The sequence below is a fragment of the Enterobacter cloacae complex sp. IR5401 genome (genome assembly GCF_049238425.1).
GTDB lineage: Bacteria > Pseudomonadota > Gammaproteobacteria > Enterobacterales > Enterobacteriaceae > Enterobacter > Enterobacter hormaechei_C.
In genome coordinates this window covers 67,573-90,951 of record NZ_JBMKHN010000009.1, presented here as the reverse complement: position 1 = coordinate 90,951, position 23,379 = coordinate 67,573, and the positions used below count along the sequence as shown (strand labels likewise).

General features: G+C 53.7%; 21 protein-coding genes. 13 read left to right on the top strand and 8 right to left on the bottom strand.

Annotated elements, in window-relative coordinates; translation table 11 throughout:
* Positions 1-38: 38 nt before the first annotated feature.
* From hupB to bolA, 6 genes are all read right to left on the bottom strand, one after another.
* Positions 39-311, bottom strand: coding sequence for a nucleoid-associated protein HU-beta (gene hupB, locus ACOTX1_RS14795; RefSeq protein WP_002444653.1), 273 nt, complete (start codon positions 309-311; stop codon positions 39-41).
* A 210-nt stretch (positions 312-521) separates the two neighbouring features.
* Positions 522-2,876 carry an endopeptidase La gene (lon, locus tag ACOTX1_RS14790; RefSeq protein WP_006809878.1) on the bottom strand — a complete coding sequence of 785 codons (2,355 nt, stop codon included), beginning with the start codon at positions 2,874-2,876 and terminating at the stop codon, positions 522-524.
* Positions 2,877-3,060: 184 nt separating this feature from the next.
* A complete protein-coding gene (clpX, locus tag ACOTX1_RS14785) occupies positions 3,061-4,335 on the bottom strand; it encodes an ATP-dependent protease ATP-binding subunit ClpX (RefSeq protein ID WP_006809879.1) in 1,275 nt (424 codons plus the stop codon).
* A 127-nt stretch (positions 4,336-4,462) separates the two neighbouring features.
* Complete coding sequence (gene clpP, locus ACOTX1_RS14780; RefSeq protein ID WP_006809880.1) at positions 4,463-5,086, bottom strand: ATP-dependent Clp endopeptidase proteolytic subunit ClpP; 624 nt, start codon at positions 5,084-5,086, stop codon at positions 4,463-4,465.
* 260 nt (positions 5,087-5,346) lie between these two features.
* Positions 5,347-6,645 carry a trigger factor gene (gene tig / locus ACOTX1_RS14775; protein WP_059288261.1) on the bottom strand — a complete coding sequence of 433 codons (1,299 nt, stop codon included), beginning with the start codon at positions 6,643-6,645 and terminating at the stop codon, positions 5,347-5,349.
* Positions 6,646-6,976: 331 nt separating this feature from the next.
* Positions 6,977-7,294, bottom strand: a complete 318-nt coding sequence (gene bolA / locus ACOTX1_RS14770) for a transcriptional regulator BolA (protein WP_003859051.1) — start codon at positions 7,292-7,294, stop codon at positions 6,977-6,979.
* 303 nt (positions 7,295-7,597) lie between these two features.
* Between bolA and ACOTX1_RS14765 the strand changes: the two genes are divergently transcribed.
* The 8 genes from ACOTX1_RS14765 to ACOTX1_RS14730 all read left to right on the top strand — a co-directional run bounded on the left by ACOTX1_RS14765 (position 7,598) and on the right by ACOTX1_RS14730 (position 16,472).
* The gene (locus ACOTX1_RS14765) at positions 7,598-8,176 is read left to right on the top strand and encodes a lipoprotein (protein WP_003859052.1); all 579 of its coding nucleotides are present in this window, start codon (positions 7,598-7,600) and stop codon (positions 8,174-8,176) included.
* A gap of 45 nt (positions 8,177-8,221) precedes the next feature.
* Entirely contained in the window at positions 8,222-9,697 is a 1,476-nt protein-coding gene (gene ampG / locus ACOTX1_RS14760) for a muropeptide MFS transporter AmpG (protein WP_023315521.1), read from the top strand.
* Positions 9,698-10,175: 478 nt separating this feature from the next.
* On the top strand, positions 10,176-11,123 hold the full coding sequence (gene cyoA, locus ACOTX1_RS14755; RefSeq protein ID WP_003859054.1) for a cytochrome o ubiquinol oxidase subunit II: 948 nt from the start codon (positions 10,176-10,178) through the stop codon (positions 11,121-11,123).
* A gap of 16 nt (positions 11,124-11,139) precedes the next feature.
* Entirely contained in the window at positions 11,140-13,131 is a 1,992-nt protein-coding gene (gene cyoB, locus ACOTX1_RS14750; protein ID WP_022650473.1) for a cytochrome o ubiquinol oxidase subunit I, read from the top strand.
* Complete coding sequence (locus ACOTX1_RS14745; protein WP_003859057.1) at positions 13,121-13,735, top strand: cytochrome o ubiquinol oxidase subunit III; 615 nt, start codon at positions 13,121-13,123, stop codon at positions 13,733-13,735. Before cyoB ends, ACOTX1_RS14745 begins: the two co-directional genes overlap by 11 nt.
* Positions 13,735-14,061: a cytochrome o ubiquinol oxidase subunit IV gene (locus tag ACOTX1_RS14740; RefSeq protein ID WP_006809888.1), complete on the top strand. Its 327-nt coding sequence runs from the start codon at positions 13,735-13,737 to the stop codon at positions 14,059-14,061. The genes ACOTX1_RS14745 and ACOTX1_RS14740 overlap by 1 nt, the downstream gene beginning before the upstream one ends.
* An 11-nt stretch (positions 14,062-14,072) precedes the next feature.
* Positions 14,073-14,960, top strand: coding sequence for a heme o synthase (gene cyoE / locus ACOTX1_RS14735; RefSeq protein ID WP_003859062.1), 888 nt, complete (start codon positions 14,073-14,075; stop codon positions 14,958-14,960).
* A gap of 150 nt (positions 14,961-15,110) precedes the next feature.
* Positions 15,111-16,472 carry an MFS transporter gene (locus ACOTX1_RS14730; protein WP_059288260.1) on the top strand — a complete coding sequence of 454 codons (1,362 nt, stop codon included), beginning with the start codon at positions 15,111-15,113 and terminating at the stop codon, positions 16,470-16,472.
* A 32-nt stretch (positions 16,473-16,504) separates the two neighbouring features.
* Here ACOTX1_RS14730 and ACOTX1_RS14725 read toward each other — a convergent pair whose 3' ends face one another.
* Entirely contained in the window at positions 16,505-16,996 is a 492-nt protein-coding gene (locus tag ACOTX1_RS14725) for a YajQ family cyclic di-GMP-binding protein (protein WP_017383179.1), read from the bottom strand.
* A gap of 125 nt (positions 16,997-17,121) precedes the next feature.
* Here ACOTX1_RS14725 and panE point away from each other — a divergent pair, with 125 nt between their 5' ends.
* Together panE and yajL are read left to right on the top strand one after the other, a co-directional pair.
* Positions 17,122-18,033, top strand: coding sequence for a 2-dehydropantoate 2-reductase (gene panE, locus ACOTX1_RS14720; RefSeq protein WP_022650464.1), 912 nt, complete (start codon positions 17,122-17,124; stop codon positions 18,031-18,033).
* Positions 17,996-18,586 (top strand): protein deglycase YajL, encoded by a 591-nt coding sequence (gene yajL / locus ACOTX1_RS14715; RefSeq protein ID WP_023315520.1) that lies wholly within the window; start codon positions 17,996-17,998, stop codon positions 18,584-18,586. Before panE ends, yajL begins: the two co-directional genes overlap by 38 nt.
* 125 nt (positions 18,587-18,711) lie before the next feature.
* Here yajL and thiI read toward each other — a convergent pair whose 3' ends face one another.
* A complete protein-coding gene (gene thiI / locus ACOTX1_RS14710; RefSeq protein WP_022650463.1) occupies positions 18,712-20,160 on the bottom strand; it encodes a tRNA uracil 4-sulfurtransferase ThiI in 1,449 nt (482 codons plus the stop codon).
* Between the two features lie 178 nt (positions 20,161-20,338).
* Here thiI and xseB point away from each other — a divergent pair, with 178 nt between their 5' ends.
* The 3 genes from xseB to dxs are packed head-to-tail and all read left to right on the top strand — an operon-like array spanning position 20,339 to position 23,368.
* Positions 20,339-20,581 carry an exodeoxyribonuclease VII small subunit gene (gene xseB / locus ACOTX1_RS14705; RefSeq protein WP_003859094.1) on the top strand — a complete coding sequence of 81 codons (243 nt, stop codon included), beginning with the start codon at positions 20,339-20,341 and terminating at the stop codon, positions 20,579-20,581.
* Positions 20,582-21,481, top strand: a complete 900-nt coding sequence (gene ispA, locus ACOTX1_RS14700) for a (2E,6E)-farnesyl diphosphate synthase (protein WP_023315519.1) — start codon at positions 20,582-20,584, stop codon at positions 21,479-21,481. It begins immediately after the preceding gene.
* Between the two features lie 24 nt (positions 21,482-21,505).
* Positions 21,506-23,368 carry a 1-deoxy-D-xylulose-5-phosphate synthase gene (dxs, locus tag ACOTX1_RS14695; protein WP_023315518.1) on the top strand — a complete coding sequence of 621 codons (1,863 nt, stop codon included), beginning with the start codon at positions 21,506-21,508 and terminating at the stop codon, positions 23,366-23,368.
* Positions 23,369-23,379: the final 11 nt, after the last annotated feature.

The window sequence follows — 23,379 nt, the reverse complement described above, 5'->3', positions numbered from 1 at the left end:
CCCTTGTACTTTTCAGCTTCCCTGGAGCGGGAAAGCAATCAGTTTACTGCGTCTTTCAGCGCTTTACCTGCACGGAAACCCGGCACTTTAGCGGCAGCAATGGTGATCTCTTTGCCGGTCTGAGGGTTGCGGCCAGTACGGGCTGCACGCTCTTTAACCGCAAAAGTACCGAAGCCTACCAGTGCAACGTCGTCCCCAGCTTGCAGAGATTCAGTAACAGAAGCAATTAAAGCATCTAAAGCACGTCCAGCTGCCGCTTTAGAAATATCAGCACCCGCAGCAATTTTGTCAATCAGTTGAGATTTATTCACTGTTCTCTTCCTCTCTTTATAATTTATATCGCACCTGAATCCTTCACAGCGCGACCGCGCAGCAGTTATATCAGTCCTGCTATGACCTTACAACACCCGTTGTTGATGGCTAACCCAATCAGCAATCTAAATTAGCTATACAAAAAAAGGCTGGCAAGTACGAAATGACTTACCAGCCTTGTTTTTATTGGCGCTCTTTGCGCGAGGTCACTATTTTGCAGTTACAACCTGCATTCCGGACGGTTCATTTTGCAGTGCGAGAGTCAGAACTTCCTCAATGCGTTTCACCGGATGGATCTGCAAATCGGCAATAACGTTGTCCGGAATCTCTTCCAGATCGCGTTTATTCTCGTAAGGGATCAATACGGTTTTGATCCCACCGCGGTGTGCCGCCAGCAGTTTTTCTTTTAATCCGCCGATAGGCAGTACCTGACCACGCAGCGTAATTTCACCGGTCATGGCCACATCAGCACGAACCGGATTACCTGTCAGGCAGGAAACCAGCGCAGTACACATGGCAATACCCGCGCTTGGGCCATCTTTCGGCGTCGCCCCTTCCGGAACGTGAACGTGAATGTCGCGTTTTTCGTAGAAATCAGGGTTGATACCCAGTTTTTCCGCACGCGCGCGCACCACGGTCAGCGCCGCCTGGATGGACTCCTGCATCACTTCACCCAGCGAACCGGTGTAGGTCAGCTTGCCTTTGCCCGGAACACAGGCGGTTTCGATGGTCAGCAGATCGCCGCCCACTTCCGTCCATGCCAGACCGGTCACCTGACCAACACGGTTTTCGTTGTCTGCGCGACCGTAGTCGAAGCGTTGAACGCCCAGGTACGCATGCAGATTGTCGCCGTTAATCACGATGTGCTTCAGGCTCTTATCCAGCAGCAGCTGTTTCACTGCCTTACGGCACAGCTTAGAGATCTCACGTTCGAGGCTACGCACACCCGCTTCACGGGTGTAGTAACGAATAATGCCGACAATGGCGCTGTCCTCAACGGTCAGCTCGTTGGCTTTAAGCGCGTTACGCTCAATCTGCTTCGGCAGCAGGTGCTGTTTGGCAATGTTCAGCTTCTCGTCTTCGGTATAACCGGACAGACGGATCACTTCCATACGGTCCAGCAGCGGTGCCGGAATGTTCATGGAGTTCGACGTCGCCACGAACATCACATCGCTCAGGTCGTAATCCACTTCCAGGTAGTGATCGCTAAACGCCACGTTCTGCTCTGGATCAAGCACTTCCAGCAGCGCCGACGCCGGATCGCCACGCATGTCTGAAGACATTTTGTCGATCTCATCGAGCAGGAACAGCGGGTTTTTGACGCCCACTTTCGCCATTTTCTGGATAAGCTTGCCCGGCATGGAACCGATGTAGGTACGGCGGTGACCGCGGATTTCCGCTTCATCACGCACGCCGCCCAGCGCCATACGGATGTACTTACGCCCTGTCGCTTTGGCGATGGACTGGCCCAGAGAGGTTTTACCCACCCCTGGAGGCCCTACCAGGCACAGGATTGGGCCTTTGATTTTGTTCACACGGCTCTGTACCGCGAGGTACTCAAGAATGCGGTCTTTCACACGTTCCAGGCCGTAGTGGTCGGTATCCAGGATCTCCTGAGCCTGACGCAGGTCTTTTTTGACCTTGCTGCGGGCATTCCACGGAACCTGCACCATCCACTCAATGTAGCCGCGTACAACGGTCGCTTCCGCCGACATCGGAGACATCATTTTCAGCTTCTGCAACTCAGCTTCAGCTTTCTCTTTCGCCTCTTTCGGCATCTTCGCCGCGTCGATCTTACGCTTCAGCGCTTCGTTTTCATCCGGCGCATCGTCCATCTCGCCGAGCTCTTTCTGAATGGCTTTCATTTGCTCGTTCAGATAGTACTCACGCTGCGATTTTTCCATCTGCTTTTTGACGCGGTTGCGAATGCGCTTCTCAACCTGGAGCAGATCGATCTCAGACTCCATCATCGCCATCAGGTATTCCAGACGTTCGTTAACGTCGGACATTTCCAGCACGGACTGTTTGTCAGCCAGCTTCAGCGGCATATGCGCAGCGATGGTATCCGCCAGACGTGCAGGATCGTCGATGCTGTTCAGCGACGTCAGCACTTCAGGTGGGATTTTCTTATTCAGCTTGATGTAGCCTTCGAACTGGCTGATCGCGGTGCGTACCAGCACTTCCTGCTCGCGCTCATCAAGTTCCGGTGAATCAAGGTACTCTGCCTTCGCAGAGAAGTGCTCGCCATCGTCTGACAGAGTGGTAATACGCGCACGCTGTAAGCCTTCCACCAGCACCTTCACGGTGCCGTCTGGCAGCTTCAGCATCTGCAAAATAGAGGCCACGGTCCCGACGGTGAAAAGATCGTTTACACCCGGCTCATCCGTTGATGCTTCTTTCTGCGCGACCAACATGATTTTTTTATCATGATCCATGGCGGCTTCGAGGCAACGGATAGATTTTTCCCGCCCTACAAATAAGGGTATGACCATGTGCGGATAAACCACCACATCGCGCAACGGCAATACGGGGATTTCAATGCGTTCAGAACGCTCAGGATTCATAGAGCTCTCTCTTAGTTTAGTGTCCGCCAGGTAAACTGGTCATGTAACTGTGCTTCACACAACCATTAACATGTAATCCAGTATATGGGGATGTTTCCCATACATTCAACGCCATGAATACGGAAAAAGTAAAGGGGAGATAAAATCCCCCCTTTTTGATTAACTGATTGTATGAAATGGTGAATTATTCGCCAGATGCCTGCTGCGCTTCCGGTTTACCGTAAATCAGTAACGGCTTGGTCTGGCCACCAATGACGGACTCGTCGATCACGACTTTTTCGACGTCTTCCATAGAAGGAAGATCGTACATCGTGTCGAGCAATGCTGCTTCCACGATAGAACGCAGGCCACGGGCACCGGTTTTACGCGCCATCGCTTTCTTGGCAATCGCGTCCAACGCTTCGTCACGGAATTCCAGCTCAACGCCTTCCAGATTAAACAGCGCCTGATACTGCTTGGTCAGCGCGTTTTTCGGCTCTTTCAGGATCTGAATCAACGCGTCTTCGCTCAGTTCGTTCAGGGTCGCCACAACCGGCAGACGGCCGATAAATTCCGGAATCAAACCGAATTTGATCAGATCTTCCGGCTCAACCTGCGCCAGCAGCTGGCCTTCGTTTGGTTTTTCAGACGTGGCTTTCACCGTTGCGCCAAAACCAATGCCGGAGCCGGTTTCCACACGGTGAGAGATCACTTTATCCAGGCCTGCAAACGCACCACCACAGATAAACAGGATCTTAGAGGTATCAACCTGCAAGAATTCCTGCTGCGGATGTTTACGCCCACCCTGCGGTGGAACAGCCGCAACCGTACCTTCAATCAGCTTCAGGAGCGCCTGCTGCACGCCCTCGCCCGAGACGTCACGGGTGATGGACGGGTTGTCTGATTTACGAGAGATTTTGTCGATCTCATCGATATAGACGATCCCGCGCTGGGCTTTCTGTACGTCGTAATCGCACTTCTGGAGCAGCTTCTGGATAATATTTTCAACGTCTTCACCCACATAACCGGCTTCGGTCAGGGTGGTGGCATCCGCCATAGTGAACGGAACATCCAGCAGGCGCGCCAGCGTTTCTGCCAGCAGGGTTTTACCGGAACCGGTAGGCCCGATCAGCAAAATGTTACTTTTGCCCAGTTCTACGCCATTGCTGGTATCGCCGTTACGCAGACGTTTGTAGTGGTTGTATACCGCCACCGCCAGCACTTTTTTCGCCTGCTCCTGACCAATAACATAGTCGTCCAGGTGGTGGCGAATCTCGTGTGGCGTTGGTAACGCGCTGCGCTCACGGTGCGGCGCGACTTCTTTAATCTCTTCGCGAATGATGTCGTTACATAAATCGACGCATTCGTCGCAGATATACACGGACGGCCCGGCAATCAGTTTACGCACTTCATGCTGGCTTTTGCCGCAAAAAGAGCAGTACAGCAGTTTGCCCGAACCATCTTTGCGTTTATCTGTCATGAGTCCAAACCTCTTTTTAAGTTCTATGTGCCGCACATGACGACGCAAATGCCATTCTCAGACGCAAGCTGCTTACAGGCAACGTGCCGCCCTACATTAGTATAGCGGCACACTCGCGTCGCGGGCATCAATTACGATGGGTCAAAATGGAGTCGACTAAGCCGTACTCAACTGCCTCTGGCGCAGAGAGGAAGCGATCGCGCTCGGTATCGCGCTCGATCTGCTCGAGAGGTTGACCCGTATGCTGCGCCATAAGTTCATTCATGCGCGCTTTTACTTTCAGAATTTCTCGGGCGTGGATTTCAATATCCGTCGCCTGGCCCTGGTAACCACCCAGCGGCTGGTGAATCATTACGCGGGAGTTAGGCAGGCAGAAACGCTTACCTTTCGCCCCTGCGGTTAACAGGAAAGCCCCCATGGACGCCGCCTGCCCCATACAGATGGTGCTGACATCCGGCTTGATGAATTGCATGGTGTCATAAATAGACATGCCCGCCGTAATCACACCGCCCGGCGAGTTGATATACAGGTAAATGTCTTTTTCCGGGTTTTCCGCTTCCAGGAACAGCATCTGCGCCACGATCAGGTTAGCCATATGGTCTTCCACCTGGCCGGTCAGAAAGATAACGCGTTCCTTGAGCAGACGGGAATAGATATCGAAAGAACGCTCACCGCGTGAGGTCTGTTCAATAACCATTGGCACCAGCGCCATATGGGGTGCAAAGTTATCTCGTTCGCCACTGTATGACATTTCCGTCTCCTGGTTCAAAATTGAAAACACCTGCTGTACTGATTGTAACCTTATGGACGGATTATCAGCCAGTCTCAATCATCGTGATTACATACTAATGGGGGTCGCCATGCCCTATTTCAAGCATAACAACGTTTTGTTGTAACGCTAACACTGAAAGGGCGTTTTAGCACCCTTCCAGGACTAAAGCTGTGATAAAAAAAACCCGTCGCCGGAGGGCAACGGGTTTTTTGTTCAAACTTTAAACCGTTGGGGCGAAATTACGCCTGCTGGTTCATCAGTTCGGTGAAAGAGGTCTCTTTTTCGGTGACTTTCGCTTTCGCCAGTACCGCTTCTACAGCCTGCTCTTCCAGCGCGACGTTGCGCATGTTGTCCATCAGCTCTTTGTTCTTACCGTAGAACTCGATCACTTCTGATGGATCTTCGTATGCAGAAGCCATCTCTTCGATCAGGCCTTTCACACGCTCTTCGTCAGCTTTCAGCTCGTGGGTACGAATCACTTCGCCCAGCAGCAGGCCAACAACAACGCGACGTTTCGCTTGCTCTTCGAACAGCTCGCGTGGCAGTTCCATCGCTTGCTGCTGGTTGCCACCGAAGCGCTGTGCAGCCTGACGGCGCAGAACGTCGATTTCGCTGTCGATCAGGGCAGCAGGAACGTCGATGTCGTTCGCTTTCACCAGACCTTCAATCGCCTGAGACTTCACGCGGTTACGTACAGCGCCGTTCAGCTCGCGCTCCATGTTTTTACGCACTTCGGTACGCAGGCCCGCAACAGAACCGTCTTCCACGCCGAAACGCTTGATGAATTGTTCAGTCAGTTCTGGCAGTTCGCGCTCTTCCACTTTCTTCAGGTTGATAACGAACTTCGCTGCTTTACCTTTCAGGTTTTCAGCGTGGTATTCTTCAGGGAAGGTCACGTCGATGGTGAACTCTTCGCCCGCTTTGTGGCCTTTGATACCGTCTTCGAAGCCTGGGATCATACGACCCTGGCCCATCGCCAGTACGAAATCAGACGCTTTACCGCCTTCGAACTCTTCGCCGTCTACAGAACCGGTGAAGTCGATGGTTACGCGGTCTTCTGCGTCAACAGCGCCTTCTTTCTCTTTCCAGTTCGCCTGCTGCTTACGCAGGGTATCCAGCATGCCGTCAACGTCTTCGTCGGTCACGGAAACGATCGGTTTTTCAACTTCGATAGATTCCAGACCTTTCAGCTCAACTTCCGGGTACACTTCGAACTCTACGGAGTAGGTGAAGTCTTCGCCCTGCTTGTATTCGCCTGGAACGTAGTTCGGCGCACCGGCTGGATTGATTTTTTCTTTGATGATCGCGTCGATAAAGTTGCGGCTCATCAGTTCACCCAGCACATCCTGACGCACGGAAGCGCCATAACGCTGAGCAACAACATTCATTGGTACTTTGCCCTTGCGGAAGCCGTCAATACGTACTTTTTTTGCTACGTTGACCAGCTCGCTTTTCACAGCAGTTTCGATGCTGTCAGCAGCGATAGTAATCGTTACACGGCGGCCAAGGCCTTGAGTGGTTACAACTGAAACTTGCATCTTGTTACCTCAAAAAAATCACAGTGCTCGGTCAACTCTGAATCTGTCTGTTATACCGGGATGCTCTCTTATGTGCAGATTCACATTCCCTGTCGCCAGAATCATCCCGAAGACATTCAATAAGACGCGGCATTATAGCGGCATCACTTAGGTGAGTCGAGAACGGTTGGAGCATGTTGCTGCGGCTTTTTTCACACTTTAAGGCTATTTTTAGCCTTAAAAACGCGCCATCCGCTCAAAACTCAGACAAAACAAAACGGCCCGAAGGCCGTCTTGACGAAATCTGTAAGCAACATACTGGAAAAACTCCGGCGGTTGCAAATCCGATTTATCAGGCGATGGTGCCTGCACCCCGACAAGGCGGTGATGCGAATACCGTATCCTGTAGCCCTTCCCATTCCTTAATGGTGTAGGTATGCAGCGCCAGCGCATGTACGGTTGTGGAGAGTTCTTCCGTCAAGGTGCTGTAGATCAAGCGGTGTCGGTTCAGGAAACGTTCTCCCGTGAAGCGATCGCTGACCAGAACCACTTTAAAGTGGCTTTCAGAACCTGCCGGCACGTTATGACGATAGCTTTCGTCGACAACTTCGAGAAACACAGGGTTGAACGCTGCCCTTAATTTTTCTTCTATCTGTTCACGTATCATCATGAAATCACTCCTCCGACAACGCTAAGATGTCACCCATCCCTTTAAATATTAGCCGCTTTTACCGGTTCCATTACACCTTGACAACAAATATTTAGCTTTCGTCTGATTTTCTCACCCAAACGAATGAAGTTCACTATGTGGTTCATACGTTTTGTCACTTACAGGCAGAGAAAAGCGCAAAGGTGGTCAGTTTTCGGACAAGGCGATGAATTTACATGCGTTGACCACTTCCCCTGGCCGTTAGCGATGTTATGATGGCGGCAATTTTTCTCTCTTTGCTTACGATTCGTTGAGAACCCGAAAATGTTAAAAAAACTCTTCTTTCCGTTGGTAGCACTCTTTATGCTCGCCGGCTGCGCGACTCCGCCGACGACCATTGACGTTTCACCAAAAATTACCCTGCCTCAGCAGGATCCAAGCCTGATGGGCGTTACGGTCAGCATTAATGGCGCCGATCAGCGTCAGGACCAGGCGCTGGCGAAAGTGACTCGCGACAACCAGCAGGTCACGCTGACCGCCTCCCGCGACCTGCGCTTCCTGTTGCAGGAAGTGCTGGAGAAACAGATGACCTCCCGCGGCTACATGATTGGCCCAAGCGGCGCGGTTGATCTGCAAATCATCGTGAACAACCTGTACGCTGACGTCTCCCAGGGTAACGTTCGCTACAACATTGCGACTAAAGCCGATATCGCCATCATCGCTACCGCGAAGAACGGCAACAAAATGAACAAAAACTACCGTGCGAGCTATTCCGTTGAAGGCGCATTCCAGGCCTCCAACAAAAATATCGCTGACGCGGTTAACAGCGTGCTGACTGACACCATTGCCGACATGGCACAGGACACCAGCATTCACGACTTCATCAAGCAGAACGCCCGTTAATCCTGCTGACTGACCCGGTGCTTCACCGGGTCAGTTCATAAGAACATGTCCAGTCACTACTTACGCATTTTCCAGCAACCGAAATCAGCTATTCTGCTGATCCTTGGTTTCGCCTCAGGTTTGCCCCTTGCGCTCACCTCCGGCACGTTACAGGCGTGGATGACGGTTGAGAACATCGATCTTAAAACCATTGGTTTCTTCTCGCTCGTCGGCCAGGCTTACGTCTTTAAGTTCCTGTGGTCGCCGGTGATGGATCGCTATACCCCACCGTTCCTAGGGCGCCGTCGCGGTTGGTTAGCGATGACGCAGGTGCTGCTGTTGCTGGCCATTGCCGCAATGGGTTTCCTTGAGCCGTCAACACAGCTGCGCTGGATGGCCGCGCTTGCGGTGGTCATCGCCTTCTGCTCCGCTTCGCAGGACATTGTTTTTGACGCCTGGAAGACGGACGTCCTGCCAGCGGAAGAGCGTGGTGCCGGTGCGGCAATCAGCGTGCTTGGCTACCGCCTGGGTATGCTGGTTTCCGGCGGGCTGGCCCTCTGGCTTGCCGACCGCTATCTCGGCTGGCAGGGAATGTACTGGCTGATGGCCGCTCTGCTGATCCCCTGCATTATTGCCACGCTATTCGCGCCTGAACCGAGCGATGTGATTCCGGTTCCCCGCTCGCTGGAGCAGGCCGTCGCCGCACCGCTCCGCGACTTCTTTGGTCGCAATAATGCCTGGCTGATCCTGCTGCTGATTGTCCTTTATAAGCTCGGCGACGCTTTCGCCATGAGTCTGACCACCACCTTCCTGATCCGCGGCGTCGGGTTTGATGCGGGGGAGGTCGGCGTGGTGAACAAAACCCTGGGGCTGTTTGCCACGATCGTCGGCGCGCTGTACGGCGGCGTATTGATGCAGCGTCTGTCGCTGTTCCGTGCTCTGCTGATCTTCGGCATCCTTCAGGGCGCTTCGAATGCCGGTTACTGGCTGCTGTCGATCACCGACAAGCATATGATCAGCATGGCGACGGCGGTATTCTTTGAAAATCTGTGCGGAGGTATGGGCACAGCGGCATTTGTCGCCCTGCTGATGACGCTGTGCAATAAGTCATTTTCCGCCACCCAGTTTGCCCTGCTCTCTGCCCTCTCAGCCGTCGGGCGCGTGTACGTAGGTCCCGTCGCGGGCTGGTTTGTTGAAGCCCACGGCTGGCCGACATTTTATCTCTTCTCGGTGGTGGCGGCTGTGCCGGGGATTTTATTGTTGCTGGTCTGTCGCCAGACGCTGGAATATACCCAGCGGACGGAACACTTCATGCCGCGCACGGAATATCAGGCTGCCTACCGGTTTGCCCTGCGTCTGCTGATGGCAGGTTGTCTTGCGCTGGTAGTGTGGCTCGCGGTACTCATTATCAATGCGACGACCACCTTGTCGCTTCCTTTTGAAACCCAGCTGCTTGATGCAGGCGTGTTTCTCGCCATCGTGGGTATCCTGACCGGTGGGATGCTGGATTTCATGTCACTGCGGAAAACGCAGATGACATGAAGTAAAAAGCGAAAGGTTATTTCCCGTTGTAATAACGACACGAAATTATAACGGCGAAATAACCGCCATCGGCAAAAAAAATATTTGTTGTTTTGTGCGGGATAGCATTCGGAAATTATTGGAGCTTATTTCGCTACGCTATTTTCCGTTAAACGATTCAGCATTCGAAAGATTGAATTTTCGTTTTTTAGTTGTCTTTTTATTGATAATTAATTGTTAATTATTTGTGTATTTTCCGCAATGGTTATACCAATTGTCCCTTTTGCGGTATGCTGGGGCACCCTTTCGTTATAACGCCCACTCCGTGCGGCTTCCCCCGGAAAACGCGACATAATTTGCAACACTTGTGACATGTGCGGCAGAACCCGGTAACACCTTCCTGACACAGGGCTAATGATGTTTACAGTAATGTAACCTTCCCGTAAAATGCCCCCACACTTTAAACGCCACCAGACTCCCGTGGAATTGAGGTCGTTAAATGAGACTCAGGAAATACAATAAAAGTTTGGGATGGTTGTCATTATTCGCAGGCACTGTATTACTCAGTGGCTGCGATTCTGCACTACTAGACCCCAAAGGACAGATTGGACTGGAACAACGTTCATTGATACTGACGGCTTTTGGCCTGATGTTGATTGTGGTTATTCCTGCCATCTTGATGGCTGTTGGTTTCGCCTGGAAGTATCGTGCGAGCAATAAAGATGCGAAGTATAGCCCTAACTGGTCACACTCCAATAAAGTGGAAGCTGTGGTCTGGACGGTACCTATTCTGATCATCCTGTTCCTTGCTGTACTGACCTGGAAAACCACTCACGCACTTGAGCCGAGCAAACCGCTGGTTCACGATGAAAAACCGATTACCATTGAAGTGGTCTCCATGGACTGGAAATGGTTCTTCATCTATCCAGAACAGGGCATTGCTACCGTGAATGAAATCGCCTTCCCGGCGAACACTCCGGTTCAGTTCAAAGTGACCTCCAACTCCGTAATGAACTCCTTCTTCATCCCACGTCTGGGCAGCCAGATTTACGCGATGGCCGGTATGCAGACTAACCTGCACCTGATCGCGAATGAAGCAGGCACCTACGACGGTATCTCCGCCAGCTATAGTGGCCCGGGCTTCTCGGGTATGAAGTTCAAAGCTATCGCTACGCCAGACCGCGCGACTTTCGACCAGTGGGTTGCAAAAGCGAAGCAGTCTACCAACACCATGTCTGACATGGCGGCGTTCGAAAAAGTGGCTGCACCTAGCGAATACAACAAGGTGGAGTACTTCTCTAACGTGAAACCGAATCTGTTCAAAGATGTTATTGGCAAATTTATGGATCACGGCATGAGCATGGACATGACCCAGCCTGAAGGCGAGCACAACACGCACCAGGGTATGGAAGGCATGGACATGAGCCACGCGGAAACCGCTCACTAAGGGGCCGAGGAAGAAAATGTTCGGAAAATTGACACTGGATGCAGTGCCCTACCATGAACCGATTATTATGGTTACGGTGGCTGCAATTATCATTGGTGGCGCGGCCTTAGTTGGCCTGATCACTTACTTCGGTAAGTGGAGCTACCTGTGGAATGAGTGGCTGACTTCGGTTGACCACAAAAAACTCGGTATCATGTACTGCATCGTCGGTATCGTCATGTTAATTCGTGGCTTTGCGGATGCAATCATGATGCGTAGCCAGCAGGCGCTTGCGTCTGCGGGCGAAGCCGGCTTCCTGCCACCGCACCACTACGATCAGATCTTTACCGCCCACGGCGTTATCATGATCTTCTTCGTGGCGATGCCGCTGGTAATCGGTCTGATGAACGTGGTCGTTCCGCTGCAAATCGGCGCGCGCGACGTTGCGTTCCCGTTCCTGAACAACCTGAGCTTCTGGTTTACGGTTGTCGGCGTTATCCTGGTTAACCTGTCACTGGGTGTGGGCGAATTTGCTCAGACCGGCTGGCTGGCCTACCCGCCGCTGTCGGGAATTGAGTACAGTCCGGGCGTGGGCGTTGACTACTGGATTTGGGCGCTTCAGCTCTCCGGTGTCGGTACCACTCTGACCGGTATTAACTTCTTCGTGACCATCCTGAAGATGCGTGCACCAGGTATGACGATGTTCAAGATGCCAGTATTTACCTGGGCATCTCTGTGCGCCAACGTCCTGATTATCGCGTCGTTCCCAATTCTGACCGTCACCATCGCGCTGCTGACCCTGGATCGCTATCTGGGTACCCATTTCTTCACGAATGATATGGGTGGCAACATGATGATGTACATCAACCTGATTTGGGCCTGGGGTCACCCGGAAGTGTACATCCTGGTTCTGCCGGTGTTCGGTGTGTTCTCCGAAATCGCGGCAACCTTCTCGCGTAAACGTCTGTTTGGTTACACCTCTCTGGTGTGGGCAACCGTATGTATTACCGTTCTGTCGTTCATCGTCTGGCTGCACCACTTCTTCACTATGGGTGCGGGCGCCAACGTAAACGCCTTCTTCGGTATTACCACCATGATTATCGCGATCCCGACCGGGGTTAAGATCTTCAACTGGCTGTTCACCATGTACCAGGGCCGTATCGTGTTCCACTCAGCCATGCTGTGGACCATCGGCTTCATCGTGACCTTCTCCGTAGGTGGGATGACCGGGGTACTGCTGGCGGTACCTGGTGCTGACTTCGTTCTGCACAACAGTCTGTTCCTGATTGCGCACTTCCATAACGTTATCATCGGTGGCGTGGTCTTCGGCTGCTTCGCTGGCGTAACCTACTGGTGGCCAAAAGCGTTCGGCTTCACGCTGAACGAGAAATGGGGTAAACGCGCGTTCTGGTTCTGGATCATTGGCTTCTTCGTAGCATTTATGCCGCTGTACGTGCTGGGCTTCATGGGTATGACCCGTCGTCTGAGCCAGCAGATCGATCCGCAGTTCCACCCAATGCTGATGATTGCAGCGGGCGGCGCAGCGCTGATTGCCTGCGGTATTCTGTGCCAGCTGATTCAGTACTACGTGTCTATCCGTGACCGTAACCTGAACCGCGACCTGACCGGTGACCCGTGGGGTGGCCGTACGCTGGAGTGGTCTACCTCTTCTCCACCTCCGTTCTATAACTTTGCCGTAGTGCCGCACATTCATGAGCGTGACGCATTCTGGGAAATGAAAGAAAAAGGTGAAGCGTACAAGCAACCTGAACATTACGAAGAGATCCATATGCCGAAAAACAGCGGTGCGGGCATCGTCATTGCCGCCTTCGCAACGGTATTTGGTTTCGCAATGATCTGGCACATCTGGTGGATGGCGATTGTTGGCTTCGCTGGCATCGTAATCAGCTGGATTGTGAAGAGCTTTGACGAGGACGTGGACTACTACGTACCAGTCCGTGAAGTTGAAAAGCTGGAAAACCAGCATTTTGACGAGATTTCTAAAGCGGGGCTGAAAAATGGCAACTGATACTCTGGCGCACTCGACTGCCCACGCGCATGAACATGCGCACCATGATACAGGACCGACGAAAGTCTTCGGTTTCTGGATCTACCTGATGAGCGACTGCATCCTGTTCTGCTGTCTGTTCGCAACCTATGCCGTTCTGGTGAACGGCACAGCGGGCGGCCCGACCGGTAAGGACATCTTTGAACTGCCGTTCGTACTGGTTGAAACCGCACTGCTGTTATTCAGCTCCATCACCTACGGCATGGCGGCTATCGCCATGTACAAAAACAACAAGAGCCAGGTTGTCTCCTGGCTGGCGTTGACCTGGCTGTTTGGTGCTGGCTTTATCGGGATGGAAATCTATGAATTCCATCACCTGATCATGGAAGGTTTCGGCCCGGATCGTAGCGGCTTCCTGTCAGCGTTCTTCGCGCTGGTCGGCACCCACGGTCTGCACGTGACCTCGGGTCTGATCTGGATGGCGGTACTGATGTTCCAGATCTCCCGTCGCGGCCTGACCAGTACTAACCGTACCCGTATTATGTGCCTGAGCCTGTTCTGGCACTTCCTGGACGTGGTATGGATCTGTGTGTTCTCTGTTGTCTATCTGATGGGGGCGATGTAATGAGTCATTCTAACGATCATGGCGCTTCCCACGGCAGCGTAAAAACCTACATGACAGGTTTCATCCTGTCGATCATTCTGACGGTGATCCCGTTCTGGATGGTGATGAACGGTTCTGCATCTAAGCCGGTTATCCTGGGCGCAATCCTGGTGACCGCGGTGATTCAGATTCTGGTGCATCTGGTTTGCTTCCTGCACATGAACACCAAGTCCGATGAAGGCTGGAACATGACCGCCTTTATCTTTACCGTGATTATCATCGCTATCCTGGTAGTCGGTTCCATCTGGATTATGTGGAACCTTAACTACAACATGATGGTTCACTAAGAGCGGCGAGTATGTTTAAGCAATACCTGCAAGTCACGAAACCAGGCATCATCTTTGGCAACCTGATCTCCGTAATCGGAGGGTTCCTGCTGGCCTCTAAAGGCAGCATTGATTACACCCTCTTTATTTACACGCTGGTCGGTGTGTCACTGGTGGTTGCGTCCGGTTGTGTATTTAACAACTACATCGACATGGATATCGACAAGAAGATGGAAAGGACCAAAAATCGGGTGCTGGTTAAAGGCCTGATTGCCCCTTCCGTCTCGCTGGTGTACGCCACCTTGCTGGGTATTGCTGGCTTTATGCTGCTGTGGTTTGGTGCTAACCCACTGGCCTGCTGGCTGGGGGTGATGGGGTTCGTGGTGTATGTAGGCGTCTACAGCCTGTATATGAAACGTCACTCCGTCTACGGCACGCTGATTGGTTCTCTCTCCGGCGCTGCGCCGCCGGTGATTGGCTACTGCGCCGTCACGAACGAGTTCGACAGCGGTGCGCTGATCCTGCTGGCTATCTTTAGCCTGTGGCAGATGCCGCACTCCTACGCCATCGCGATTTTCCGCTTTAAGGATTATCAGGCGGCGAACATTCCGGTTCTGCCGGTCGTGAAAGGCATTTCGGTTGCCAAGAACCACATCACGCTCTACATCATCGCTTTTGCCGTGGCAACGCTGATGCTCTCTCTGGGCGGTTACGCCGGATATAAATATCTGGTGGTAGCAGCTGCGGTGAGCGTCTGGTGGCTCGGCATGGCCCTGCGCGGTTACAAAGTGGAAGATGACAAGGTCTGGGCACGCAAGCTGTTTGTGTTCTCGATTGTCGCCATCACCTCCCTGTCCGTGATGATGTCCGTAGACTTCATGGTGCCTGATTCACAAAACCTGCTGACTTACGTCTGGTAAGCTATAGCAAGGACATAAAGGGGTGCTTCGGCACCCCTTTTTTATTCATGAAATCTATTAGTAACGTATGTAATATTTGTTAAATAACCGATTATTTACCCCGCCCCTTCCCCGCACTACACTATGGCCTGCTTTTGAACTGAGGTGGTAATGAACGATTATAAAATGACGCCAGGCGAACTGCGTGCGACCTGGGGTTTAGGGACTGTTTTCTCGCTGCGGATGCTTGGCATGTTTATGGTCCTGCCCGTTCTGACCACATATGGCATGGCGTTACAGGGTGCCAGCGAAGCGCTGATCGGTCTGGCGATCGGTATCTACGGCCTGGCGCAGGCAATATTCCAGATCCCCTTTGGCTTGCTCTCCGACCGAGTGGGTCGCAAACCGCTGATTGTCGGCGGGCTGCTGGTGTTTGTGCTCGGCAGCATCATCGCCGCCCTCTCCCACTCCATCTGGGGAATTATTCTTGGGCGCGCCCTGCAAGGTTCCGGGGCGATTGCCGCCGCCGTGATGGCGCTGCTGTCAGACTTAACCCGCGAGCAAAACCGCACCAAAGCCATGGCGTTTATCGGCGTCAGCTTTGGCGTCACGTTTGCCATTGCCATGGTGCTGGGGCCCGTTATCACCCATTCACTCGGCCTGCACGCCCTGTTCTGGATGATTGCGGTGCTGGCGACCATCGGGATCGCACTCACGCTGTGGGTTGTACCTGACAGTAAAAACCACGTCCTCAACCGTGAATCCGGGATGGTCAAAGGCTGCTTCAGCAAAGTCATCGCCGAGCCGCGCCTGCTTAAGCTGAACTTCGGCATTATGTGCCTGCACATTCTGCTGATGTCCACCTTTGTCGCCCTGCCCGGTCAACTGGCCTCAGCAGGTTTTCCGGCGGCAGAGCACTGGAAAATTTATCTGGTCACAATGCTGATCTCGTTTGTCTCCGTTGTGCCCTTCATTATTTACGCCGAAGTGAAGCGCAAAATGAAACGCGTCTTCGTGGGCTGCGTGGCGTTACTGCTGATTGCCGAGATTGTGCTGTGGGGCGCCGGCCCGCATTTCTGGGAGCTGATCGCGGGCGTACAACTGTTCTTCCTGGCCTTTAATCTGATGGAAGCCCTGCTGCCGTCGCTTATCAGCAAAGAGTCTCCGGCAGGATACAAAGGCACCGCGATGGGCATTTACTCCACCAGCCAGTTTCTCGGCGTGGCGATCGGCGGGTCACTCGGCGGCTGGGTGGATGGTCTGTTTGACTCCCAGACCGTTTTCCTCGCCGGTGCGCTGCTGGCGATGCTCTGGCTGTTTGTGGCCAGCACCATGAAAGAGCCGCGTTACGTGAGTAGCCTGCGGGTAGAAATTCCCGATGACGTGGCAATCGGTAACGCGTTACAACAGCGTCTGGAAGCGACAGAGGGCGTGAGCGAAGTGCTGATTGTCCCGGAAGAGCGCAGTGCGTATGTCAAAATTGACAGCAAAGTGACTAACCGCTTTGAGGTAGAGCAGGCGCTGAAGGCCTGAAAAAATGCCCGGTTTAGCCGGGCATGATTGTCTTAATCGCGGAAGTTTTTAAACTGGAATGGCTGACCGAGATCGCCGCCACGCACCAGCGCCATCACGGATTGCAGGTCATCACGGGATTTTCCGGTCACGCGGATCTCTTCCCCCTGGATCTGCGCCTGCACTTTGAGCTTACTGTCTTTGATAAGCTTCACGATTTTCTTCTGCACGGCGCTTTCAATCCCCTGCTTCAGCTTCGCTTCCACAAACCAGGTTTTGCCGCTGTGAACAAAATCTTCCGGCACATCGAGTGAGGTCCCTTCAATGCCGCGCTTGAGCAGCTTGGCGCGCAGGATATCCAGCAACTGGTTGACCTGGAAATCAGACTCGCTCAGGACTTTGATCGTCTTGTTCGCGTCGTTCAGTTCAATGGTCGCCTCAACGCCACGAAAATCGAAACGTGACTCAACCTCACGGACAGCATTTTCTACGCCGTTACGCGCTTCCTGCAAATCAACTTCAGAAACAATATCGAAAGATGGCATCTTTTCTTCTCCCTTCATTTTTGTTGCGTTGCATAATACCCGCAACGAGGCATAACGAGAAGCTTAGCTGATGGCGCTATACTTAGCGTCATAGCACCTGGCGCCGTTGCAGGTGAGGAGGAACGATGAAAGTAACAGTGCTTGGATGCGGAGCCCTTGGCCAACTCTGGCTTACAGCGCTATGCAAACAGGGACACGACGTTCAGGGCTGGCTGCGAATTCCCCAGCCCTATTGCAGTGTGAACGTGATGGGTACAGACGGTTCAATTTTTAATGAGTCTTTAACGGCAAACGATCCGGAATTTCTTGCCACCAGCGATTTGCTGCTGGTCACGCTGAAGGCCTGGCAGGTCTCCGATGCGGTGAAAAGCCTGGCCGCCCAGTTACCTGAAAGCACGCCAATCCTGCTGATTCACAACGGTATGGGTACCATTGAAGAGCTAAAATCTGTCCGGCAACCGCTGCTGATGGGGACAACCACCCACGCGGCGCGTCGCGACGGTAACGTCATTATCCATGTTGCCAGTGGTATCACTCATATCGGTCCCGCGCGTGAACAGCCCGGCGATTACAGCTATCTTGCGGATACCCTGCAAAGCACGCTGCCTGACGTCGCCTGGCACAATAACATTCGCGCGGAACTGTGGCGCAAACTGGCGGTGAACTGCGCGATTAATCCGCTGACCGCCCTGCTGGATTGCCCTAACGGTGAACTGCGCCAGCATCCTGATCGGGTAGCGCTGATTTGCCGGGAAGTTGCCGCCGTCATTGAACGCGAAGGCTACCACACCTCAGAGTCCGATTTACGTTATTATGTCGACCAGGTCATTGAGAGTACGGCAGAAAATATCTCCTCAATGTTGCAGGATATCCGGGCTATGCGGCATACCGAAATTGATTACATTACCGGTTATCTGTTAAAACGCGCCCGGGCACACGGCATTACCGTTGCGGAAAACAGCCGTCTGTTTGAGTTAGTAAAACGAAAGGAGAGTGAGTATGAGCGCATCGGCACTGGTATGCCTCGCCCCTGGTAGCGAAGAGACAGAAGCGGTCACCACCATTGATTTGCTGGTACGTGGTGGTATTAAGGTTACTACCGCCAGCGTCGCCAGCGACGGAAGCCTGGCGATTACCTGCTCGCGTGGGGTGAAGATTCTGGCGGATGCACCGCTTGTACAGGTGGCGGACGGTGATTACGACATTATCGTTCTGCCGGGTGGTCTGAAGGGGGCTGAGTGTTTCCGCGACAGCCCGCTGCTGGTTGAAACCGTTCGTCAGTTTCATCTTTCCGGGCGTATCATCGCGGCAATCTGTGCAGCCGCAGGTACGGTGCTGGTTCCGCACGACATTTTCCCCATCGGCAATATGACCGGCTTCCCTGGTCTGAAGGATACAATTCCGGAAGACCAGTGGGTGGATAAACGCGTGGTCTGGGATCCGCGCGTTAACCTGCTCACCAGCCAGGGGCCGGGCACCGCCATTGATTTTGGCCTGAAGATTATTGACCTGCTGGTTGGGCGCGAAAAAGCGTACGAAGTCGCGTCATCACTGGTGATGGCGGCGGGGATTTATAACTACTACGAATAAAAAAGCCGGGTGGCGCCAGGTAAAAGCAAAACGGCAACCCGAGGTTGCCATTTTTAATGTTTGCGGCCTCTCCCTGCGGGAGAAGGACGGGGTGAGGGCATCAGGCCGCACTCCTCGACAATAAACTACGGGCGATACACCTTCACGTTCGCGAAGCCCTGCTCGCGCAGATACAGCGCCTGCAAACGGCTCATGACCCCACGCTCACACCACAGCAGATACGTTTTGCTCTGGTCGAGATCGCCAAACTGGGTGCTCAGCTTGTAGAACGGCAGCGAAACCACCTCCACGCCTTCCACCTGCAACGGCTTGTCATCCTGCTCATCAACAGAACGGATATCCAGAATCGTATCGTTAGCACCAAAGCCGCTGACCGTCTCCACCTCAACCACTTCCTGCTCGGTCTGCTGGGCGATCTCACGGATATCGATGTTGGACGCTTCCGCCACCACTTTTTCCAGGATGCTGAAATCGAAGTTCTCTTCTTCCGCTTCGATCTTCGCCTTCACCGCTTTAATGGTTGGACTTTTTGAGATCACACCGCAATATTCCGGCATGGTACGGGCAAAATCTTCAGTACCGATTTTACGCGCCAGATCGATGATGTGCTCTTTATCGTGAGAGATGAGCGGGCGCAGGATCAGCGTATCAGACACGTTGTCGATAAGACGCAGGTTGGTCAGCGTCTGGCTGGAGACCTGCCCCAGCGCTTCACCGGTGACCAGCGCCTGCACGCCGTAGCGCTCAGCCACTTTGGACGCCGCGCGCACCATCATACGTTTCAGGACCACGCCCATCTGGCCGTCGTCCACTTTTTCGAGGATTTCCCCGACCACCGGCTCAAAGTTGATCGCCACAAAACGCACGCGGTGAGAGCTGCCGAAGCGGTTCCACAGGTAATGCGCCACCTGACGTACGCCGATTTCATGCGCCGCGCCGCCCAGGTTAAAGAAGCAGTAGTGCACGCGGCAGCCGCGACGCATCAGCATGTAGCTGGAGACACCGGAGTCGAAGCCGCCCGAGATCAGCGACAGCACATCTTCCTGCGTGCCGATCGGGAAACCACCAATACCTTCATAACGACCCTTAACCAGCAGCAGACGATCGTTCTCGATCTCAAGATTAACGGTAACGTCCGGGTTAGTCAGGCGCACGCGCGCCGTCTCAACGTGCTGGTTCAGACCGCCGCCAACGTAGCGCTCGACTTCAATCGAGCTGAACTCGTGTTTACCACGACGCTTCACGCGCACGCAGAAGGTTTTGCCTTCGATCTGGTCGCGGTACTGTACCAGCGCCTTTTCGAAGATATCGTGCATATCGCTGAACGGAACGTCTTCCACTTCCAGAATATGATGAATACCAGGAATACGGGTCAGCGCGTCGCGAATATCAAGACGTTTGCTTTCGTCTTTCGCGCGGACTTCAACGTGGTCCCAGTGACGCACCACAGCGAGCGTTTCGTCGTAGTGTTTTAATACGTTACGAATGTTCCCGGTGAGAATTTTAATAAAGCGCAAACGCACAGATTGGCTTTTGATGGTGATTTCGGGGAACAATTTAATGATAAACTTCATGGCGGCAATGTTTCTTAGGCAAGCTTATAAAGGCTTGTAGTGGAAAATGATACAGCAGCCCACACCCGTGGCTGCATCCAGGCGCGCAAGTATACCACCATCGCGCCACTCGCGTTATTTGATAATTGCCCCGAGTCCGTTACCATGTTGGGGCGAAGAATATAAGAGTTAATTCACTATGCCGAAGAAGAACGACGCACCGGCCAGTTTTGAAACTGCGCTGAGTGAGCTTGAGCAGATTGTTACCCGCCTCGAGAGCGGCGATTTACCGCTGGAAGATGCCCTCAACGAATTTGAACGCGGTGTGCAGCTTGCGCGCCAGGGGCAGGTAAAGCTTCAGCAGGCCGAGCAGCGTGTGCAGATCCTGCTTTCCGACAGCGAAGACGCTAAAACCACGCCATTCACACCGGACGCCGAGTAAATGGATTTCTCCAACGCGCTTCAGGCGCGCGTCATCCGCGCCAACGATGCGCTGCGCCGATTCATTGAGCCGCAGCCTTTTCAGAACACTCCACTGGTTGAAGCCATGCACTATGGCGCACTCTTGGGGGGTAAACGCCTGCGTCCGTTCCTGGTATATGCCACGGGCAACATGTTCGGTATCAGCGATAAAACGCTGGACGCCCCGGCAGCCGCCGTGGAGTGTATCCACGCCTATTCCCTGATCCACGATGATTTGCCAGCCATGGACGATGACGATCTGCGTCGCGGTCAGCCAACCTGCCATATCAAATTTGGCGAAGCGAATGCCATTCTGGCGGGTGATGCGCTGCAAACTCTGGCCTTCTCCATTCTGAGCGATGCGCCGATGGTTGAAGTGAGCGATCGCGATCGTCTGGCAATGGTGTCCGAACTGGCAATGGCCAGCGGCGTCGCCGGGATGTGCGGCGGCCAGGCGCTGGATTTAGAGGCTGAAGGTCGTCAGGTTACTCTGGAACAGCTGGAGCGCATCCACCGTCACAAAACGGGCGCACTGATTCGTGCAGCCGTTCGCCTGGGCGCGCTGAGCGCGGGTGAACGCGGGCGTAAAGCCCTGCCGATTCTGGACAGATACGCAGAAAGTATCGGTCTGGCATTCCAGGTTCAGGATGACATTCTGGATGTGGTGGGCGATACTGCAACATTGGGAAAACGTCAGGGTGCGGATCAGCAGCTTGGCAAAAGTACCTATCCCGCCCTGTTGGGCCTTGAGCATGCCCAACGTAAAGCCCGGGATCTGATAGACGATGCCCGCCAGTCGCTGAATGGGCTGGCCGCGCAATCGCTGGATACCTCGGCACTGGAAGCGCTAGCGGACTACATAATCCAGCGTGATAAATAAACTATAAATCTCGATGAGCCTTTGATGAGTTTTGATATTGCCAAATACCCGACACTGGCGTTAGTTGACTCCACTCAGGAGTTACGTCTGTTGCCGAAAGAGAGTCTGCCGAAGCTGTGTGACGAGCTGCGTCGCTACCTGCTCGACAGCGTTAGCCGCTCCAGCGGCCACTTCGCCTCCGGACTTGGCACGGTTGAGCTGACCGTGGCGTTGCATTACGTCTATAACACGCCGTTCGATCAGCTGATCTGGGATGTCGGCCACCAGGCCTATCCGCACAAAATTCTGACCGGACGTCGCGATAAAATTGGCACCATTCGCCAGAAAGGGGGCCTGCACCCGTTCCCGTGGCGCGGCGAGAGTGAATATGACGTGTTAAGCGTCGGCCACTCTTCCACCTCCATTTCTGCGGGCATTGGTATTGCCGTTGCCGCCGAAAAAGAGAATAAACAACGTCGCACTGTCTGCGTGATTGGCGACGGGGCGATCACCGCCGGGATGGCCTTTGAGGCCATGAACCACGCGGGCGATATCAAACCGGACATGCTGGTGATCCTCAACGATAACGAAATGTCGATCTCCGAGAACGTCGGCGCGCTGAATAACCATCTGGCGCAGCTGCTGTCCGGCAAGCTTTACTCCTCACTGCGTGAAGGCGGTAAAAAAGTCTTCTCCGGCGTACCGCCGATCAAAGAGCTGCTTAAGCGTACCGAAGAACACATCAAAGGCATGGTCGTGCCGGGTACGCTGTTCGAAGAGCTGGGCTTTAACTATATCGGCCCGGTGGACGGCCACGATGTGCTGGGCCTGGTGACGACGCTTAAAAACATGCGCGACCTGAAAGGCCCTCAGTTCCTGCATATCATGACCAAAAAAGGGCGTGGTTACGAACCGGCGGAGAAAGATCCGATCACCTTCCACGCGGTGCCTAAGTTCGACCATACCAGCGGCTGCCTGCCGAAAAGCAGCGGCGGGATGCCGAGCTACTCAAAAATCTTCGGCGACTGGCTGTGCGAAACGGCGGCGAAAGACAACATGCTGATGGCGGTGACGCCTGCCATGCGTGAAGGCTCCGGCATGGTGGAGTTTTCCAAAAAATACCCGGACCAGTATTTCGACGTCGCCATTGCCGAGCAACACGCGGTAACTTTTGCTGCGGGCCTGGCGATTGGCGGCTACAAGCCGGTGGTGGCGATCTACTCTACCTTCCTGCAACGCGCCTACGATCAGGTTATCCATGACGTTGCCATCCAGAAGCTGCCGGTGCTGTTTGCTATCGATCGCGCGGGCATTGTGGGGGCTGACGGCCAGACGCACCAGGGCGCGTTTGATCTCTCCTTCCTGCGCTGCATCCCGGACATGGTGATCATGACGCCAAGCGACGAAAACGAGTGTCGTCAGATGCTGTATACCGGTTACCACTATCAGGACGGCCCCTGCGCCGTACGTTATCCGCGCGGTAATGCCCTTGGCGTTGAATTACAGCCGCTGGAAAAACTGGATATCGGTAAAGCTCTGGTGAAACGCCGCGGTGAAAAAGTGGCGATCCTGAACTTTGGTACGCTGATGCCGGAAGCGGCAAAAGTCGCTGAAAACCTTAATGCGACGCTGGTCGATATGCGCTTCGTGAAGCCGCTCGATGAATCTCTGATTCTGAGCATGGCGGAAAGCCATGACGTGCTGGTCACGCTGGAAGAGAACGCCATCATGGGTGGCGCGGGTAGCGGCGTGAACGAAGTGCTGATGGCGAACCGTAAAGCCGTTCCGGTGCTTAATCTCGGCCTGCCGGACCACTTCATCCCGCAAGGCACCCAGGATGAGGCGCGCGCCGACATTGGTCTGGACGCCGCCGGTATCGAAGCCAAAATCCGCACCTGGCTGGCCTGATCCCTCCCCTT

Excerpts from the sequence above, each read along its gene's own strand:
- lon (WP_006809878.1), bottom strand. The coding sequence starts at position 2,876 with ATGAATCCTGAGCGTTCTGAACGCATTGAAATCCCCGTATTGCCGTTG.
- clpX (WP_006809879.1), bottom strand. The coding sequence starts at position 4,335 with ATGACAGATAAACGCAAAGATGGTTCGGGCAAACTGCTGTACTGCTCT.
- clpP (WP_006809880.1), bottom strand. The coding sequence starts at position 5,086 with ATGTCATACAGTGGCGAACGAGATAACTTTGCACCCCATATGGCGCTG.
- tig (WP_059288261.1), bottom strand. The coding sequence starts at position 6,645 with ATGCAAGTTTCAGTTGTAACCACTCAAGGCCTTGGCCGCCGTGTAACG.
- bolA (WP_003859051.1), bottom strand. The coding sequence starts at position 7,294 with ATGATGATACGTGAACAGATAGAAGAAAAATTAAGGGCAGCGTTCAAC.
- ACOTX1_RS14765 (WP_003859052.1), top strand. The coding sequence starts at position 7,598 with ATGTTAAAAAAACTCTTCTTTCCGTTGGTAGCACTCTTTATGCTCGCC.
- ampG (WP_023315521.1), top strand. The coding sequence starts at position 8,222 with ATGTCCAGTCACTACTTACGCATTTTCCAGCAACCGAAATCAGCTATT.
- cyoA (WP_003859054.1), top strand. The coding sequence starts at position 10,176 with ATGAGACTCAGGAAATACAATAAAAGTTTGGGATGGTTGTCATTATTC.
- cyoB (WP_022650473.1), top strand. The coding sequence starts at position 11,140 with ATGTTCGGAAAATTGACACTGGATGCAGTGCCCTACCATGAACCGATT.
- ACOTX1_RS14745 (WP_003859057.1), top strand. The coding sequence starts at position 13,121 with ATGGCAACTGATACTCTGGCGCACTCGACTGCCCACGCGCATGAACAT.
- ACOTX1_RS14740 (WP_006809888.1), top strand. The coding sequence starts at position 13,735 with ATGAGTCATTCTAACGATCATGGCGCTTCCCACGGCAGCGTAAAAACC.
- cyoE (WP_003859062.1), top strand. The coding sequence starts at position 14,073 with ATGTTTAAGCAATACCTGCAAGTCACGAAACCAGGCATCATCTTTGGC.
- ACOTX1_RS14730 (WP_059288260.1), top strand. The coding sequence starts at position 15,111 with ATGAACGATTATAAAATGACGCCAGGCGAACTGCGTGCGACCTGGGGT.
- ACOTX1_RS14725 (WP_017383179.1), bottom strand. The coding sequence starts at position 16,996 with ATGCCATCTTTCGATATTGTTTCTGAAGTTGATTTGCAGGAAGCGCGT.
- panE (WP_022650464.1), top strand. The coding sequence starts at position 17,122 with ATGAAAGTAACAGTGCTTGGATGCGGAGCCCTTGGCCAACTCTGGCTT.
- yajL (WP_023315520.1), top strand. The coding sequence starts at position 17,996 with ATGAGCGCATCGGCACTGGTATGCCTCGCCCCTGGTAGCGAAGAGACA.
- thiI (WP_022650463.1), bottom strand. The coding sequence starts at position 20,160 with ATGAAGTTTATCATTAAATTGTTCCCCGAAATCACCATCAAAAGCCAA.
- xseB (WP_003859094.1), top strand. The coding sequence starts at position 20,339 with ATGCCGAAGAAGAACGACGCACCGGCCAGTTTTGAAACTGCGCTGAGT.
- ispA (WP_023315519.1), top strand. The coding sequence starts at position 20,582 with ATGGATTTCTCCAACGCGCTTCAGGCGCGCGTCATCCGCGCCAACGAT.
- dxs (WP_023315518.1), top strand. The coding sequence starts at position 21,506 with ATGAGTTTTGATATTGCCAAATACCCGACACTGGCGTTAGTTGACTCC.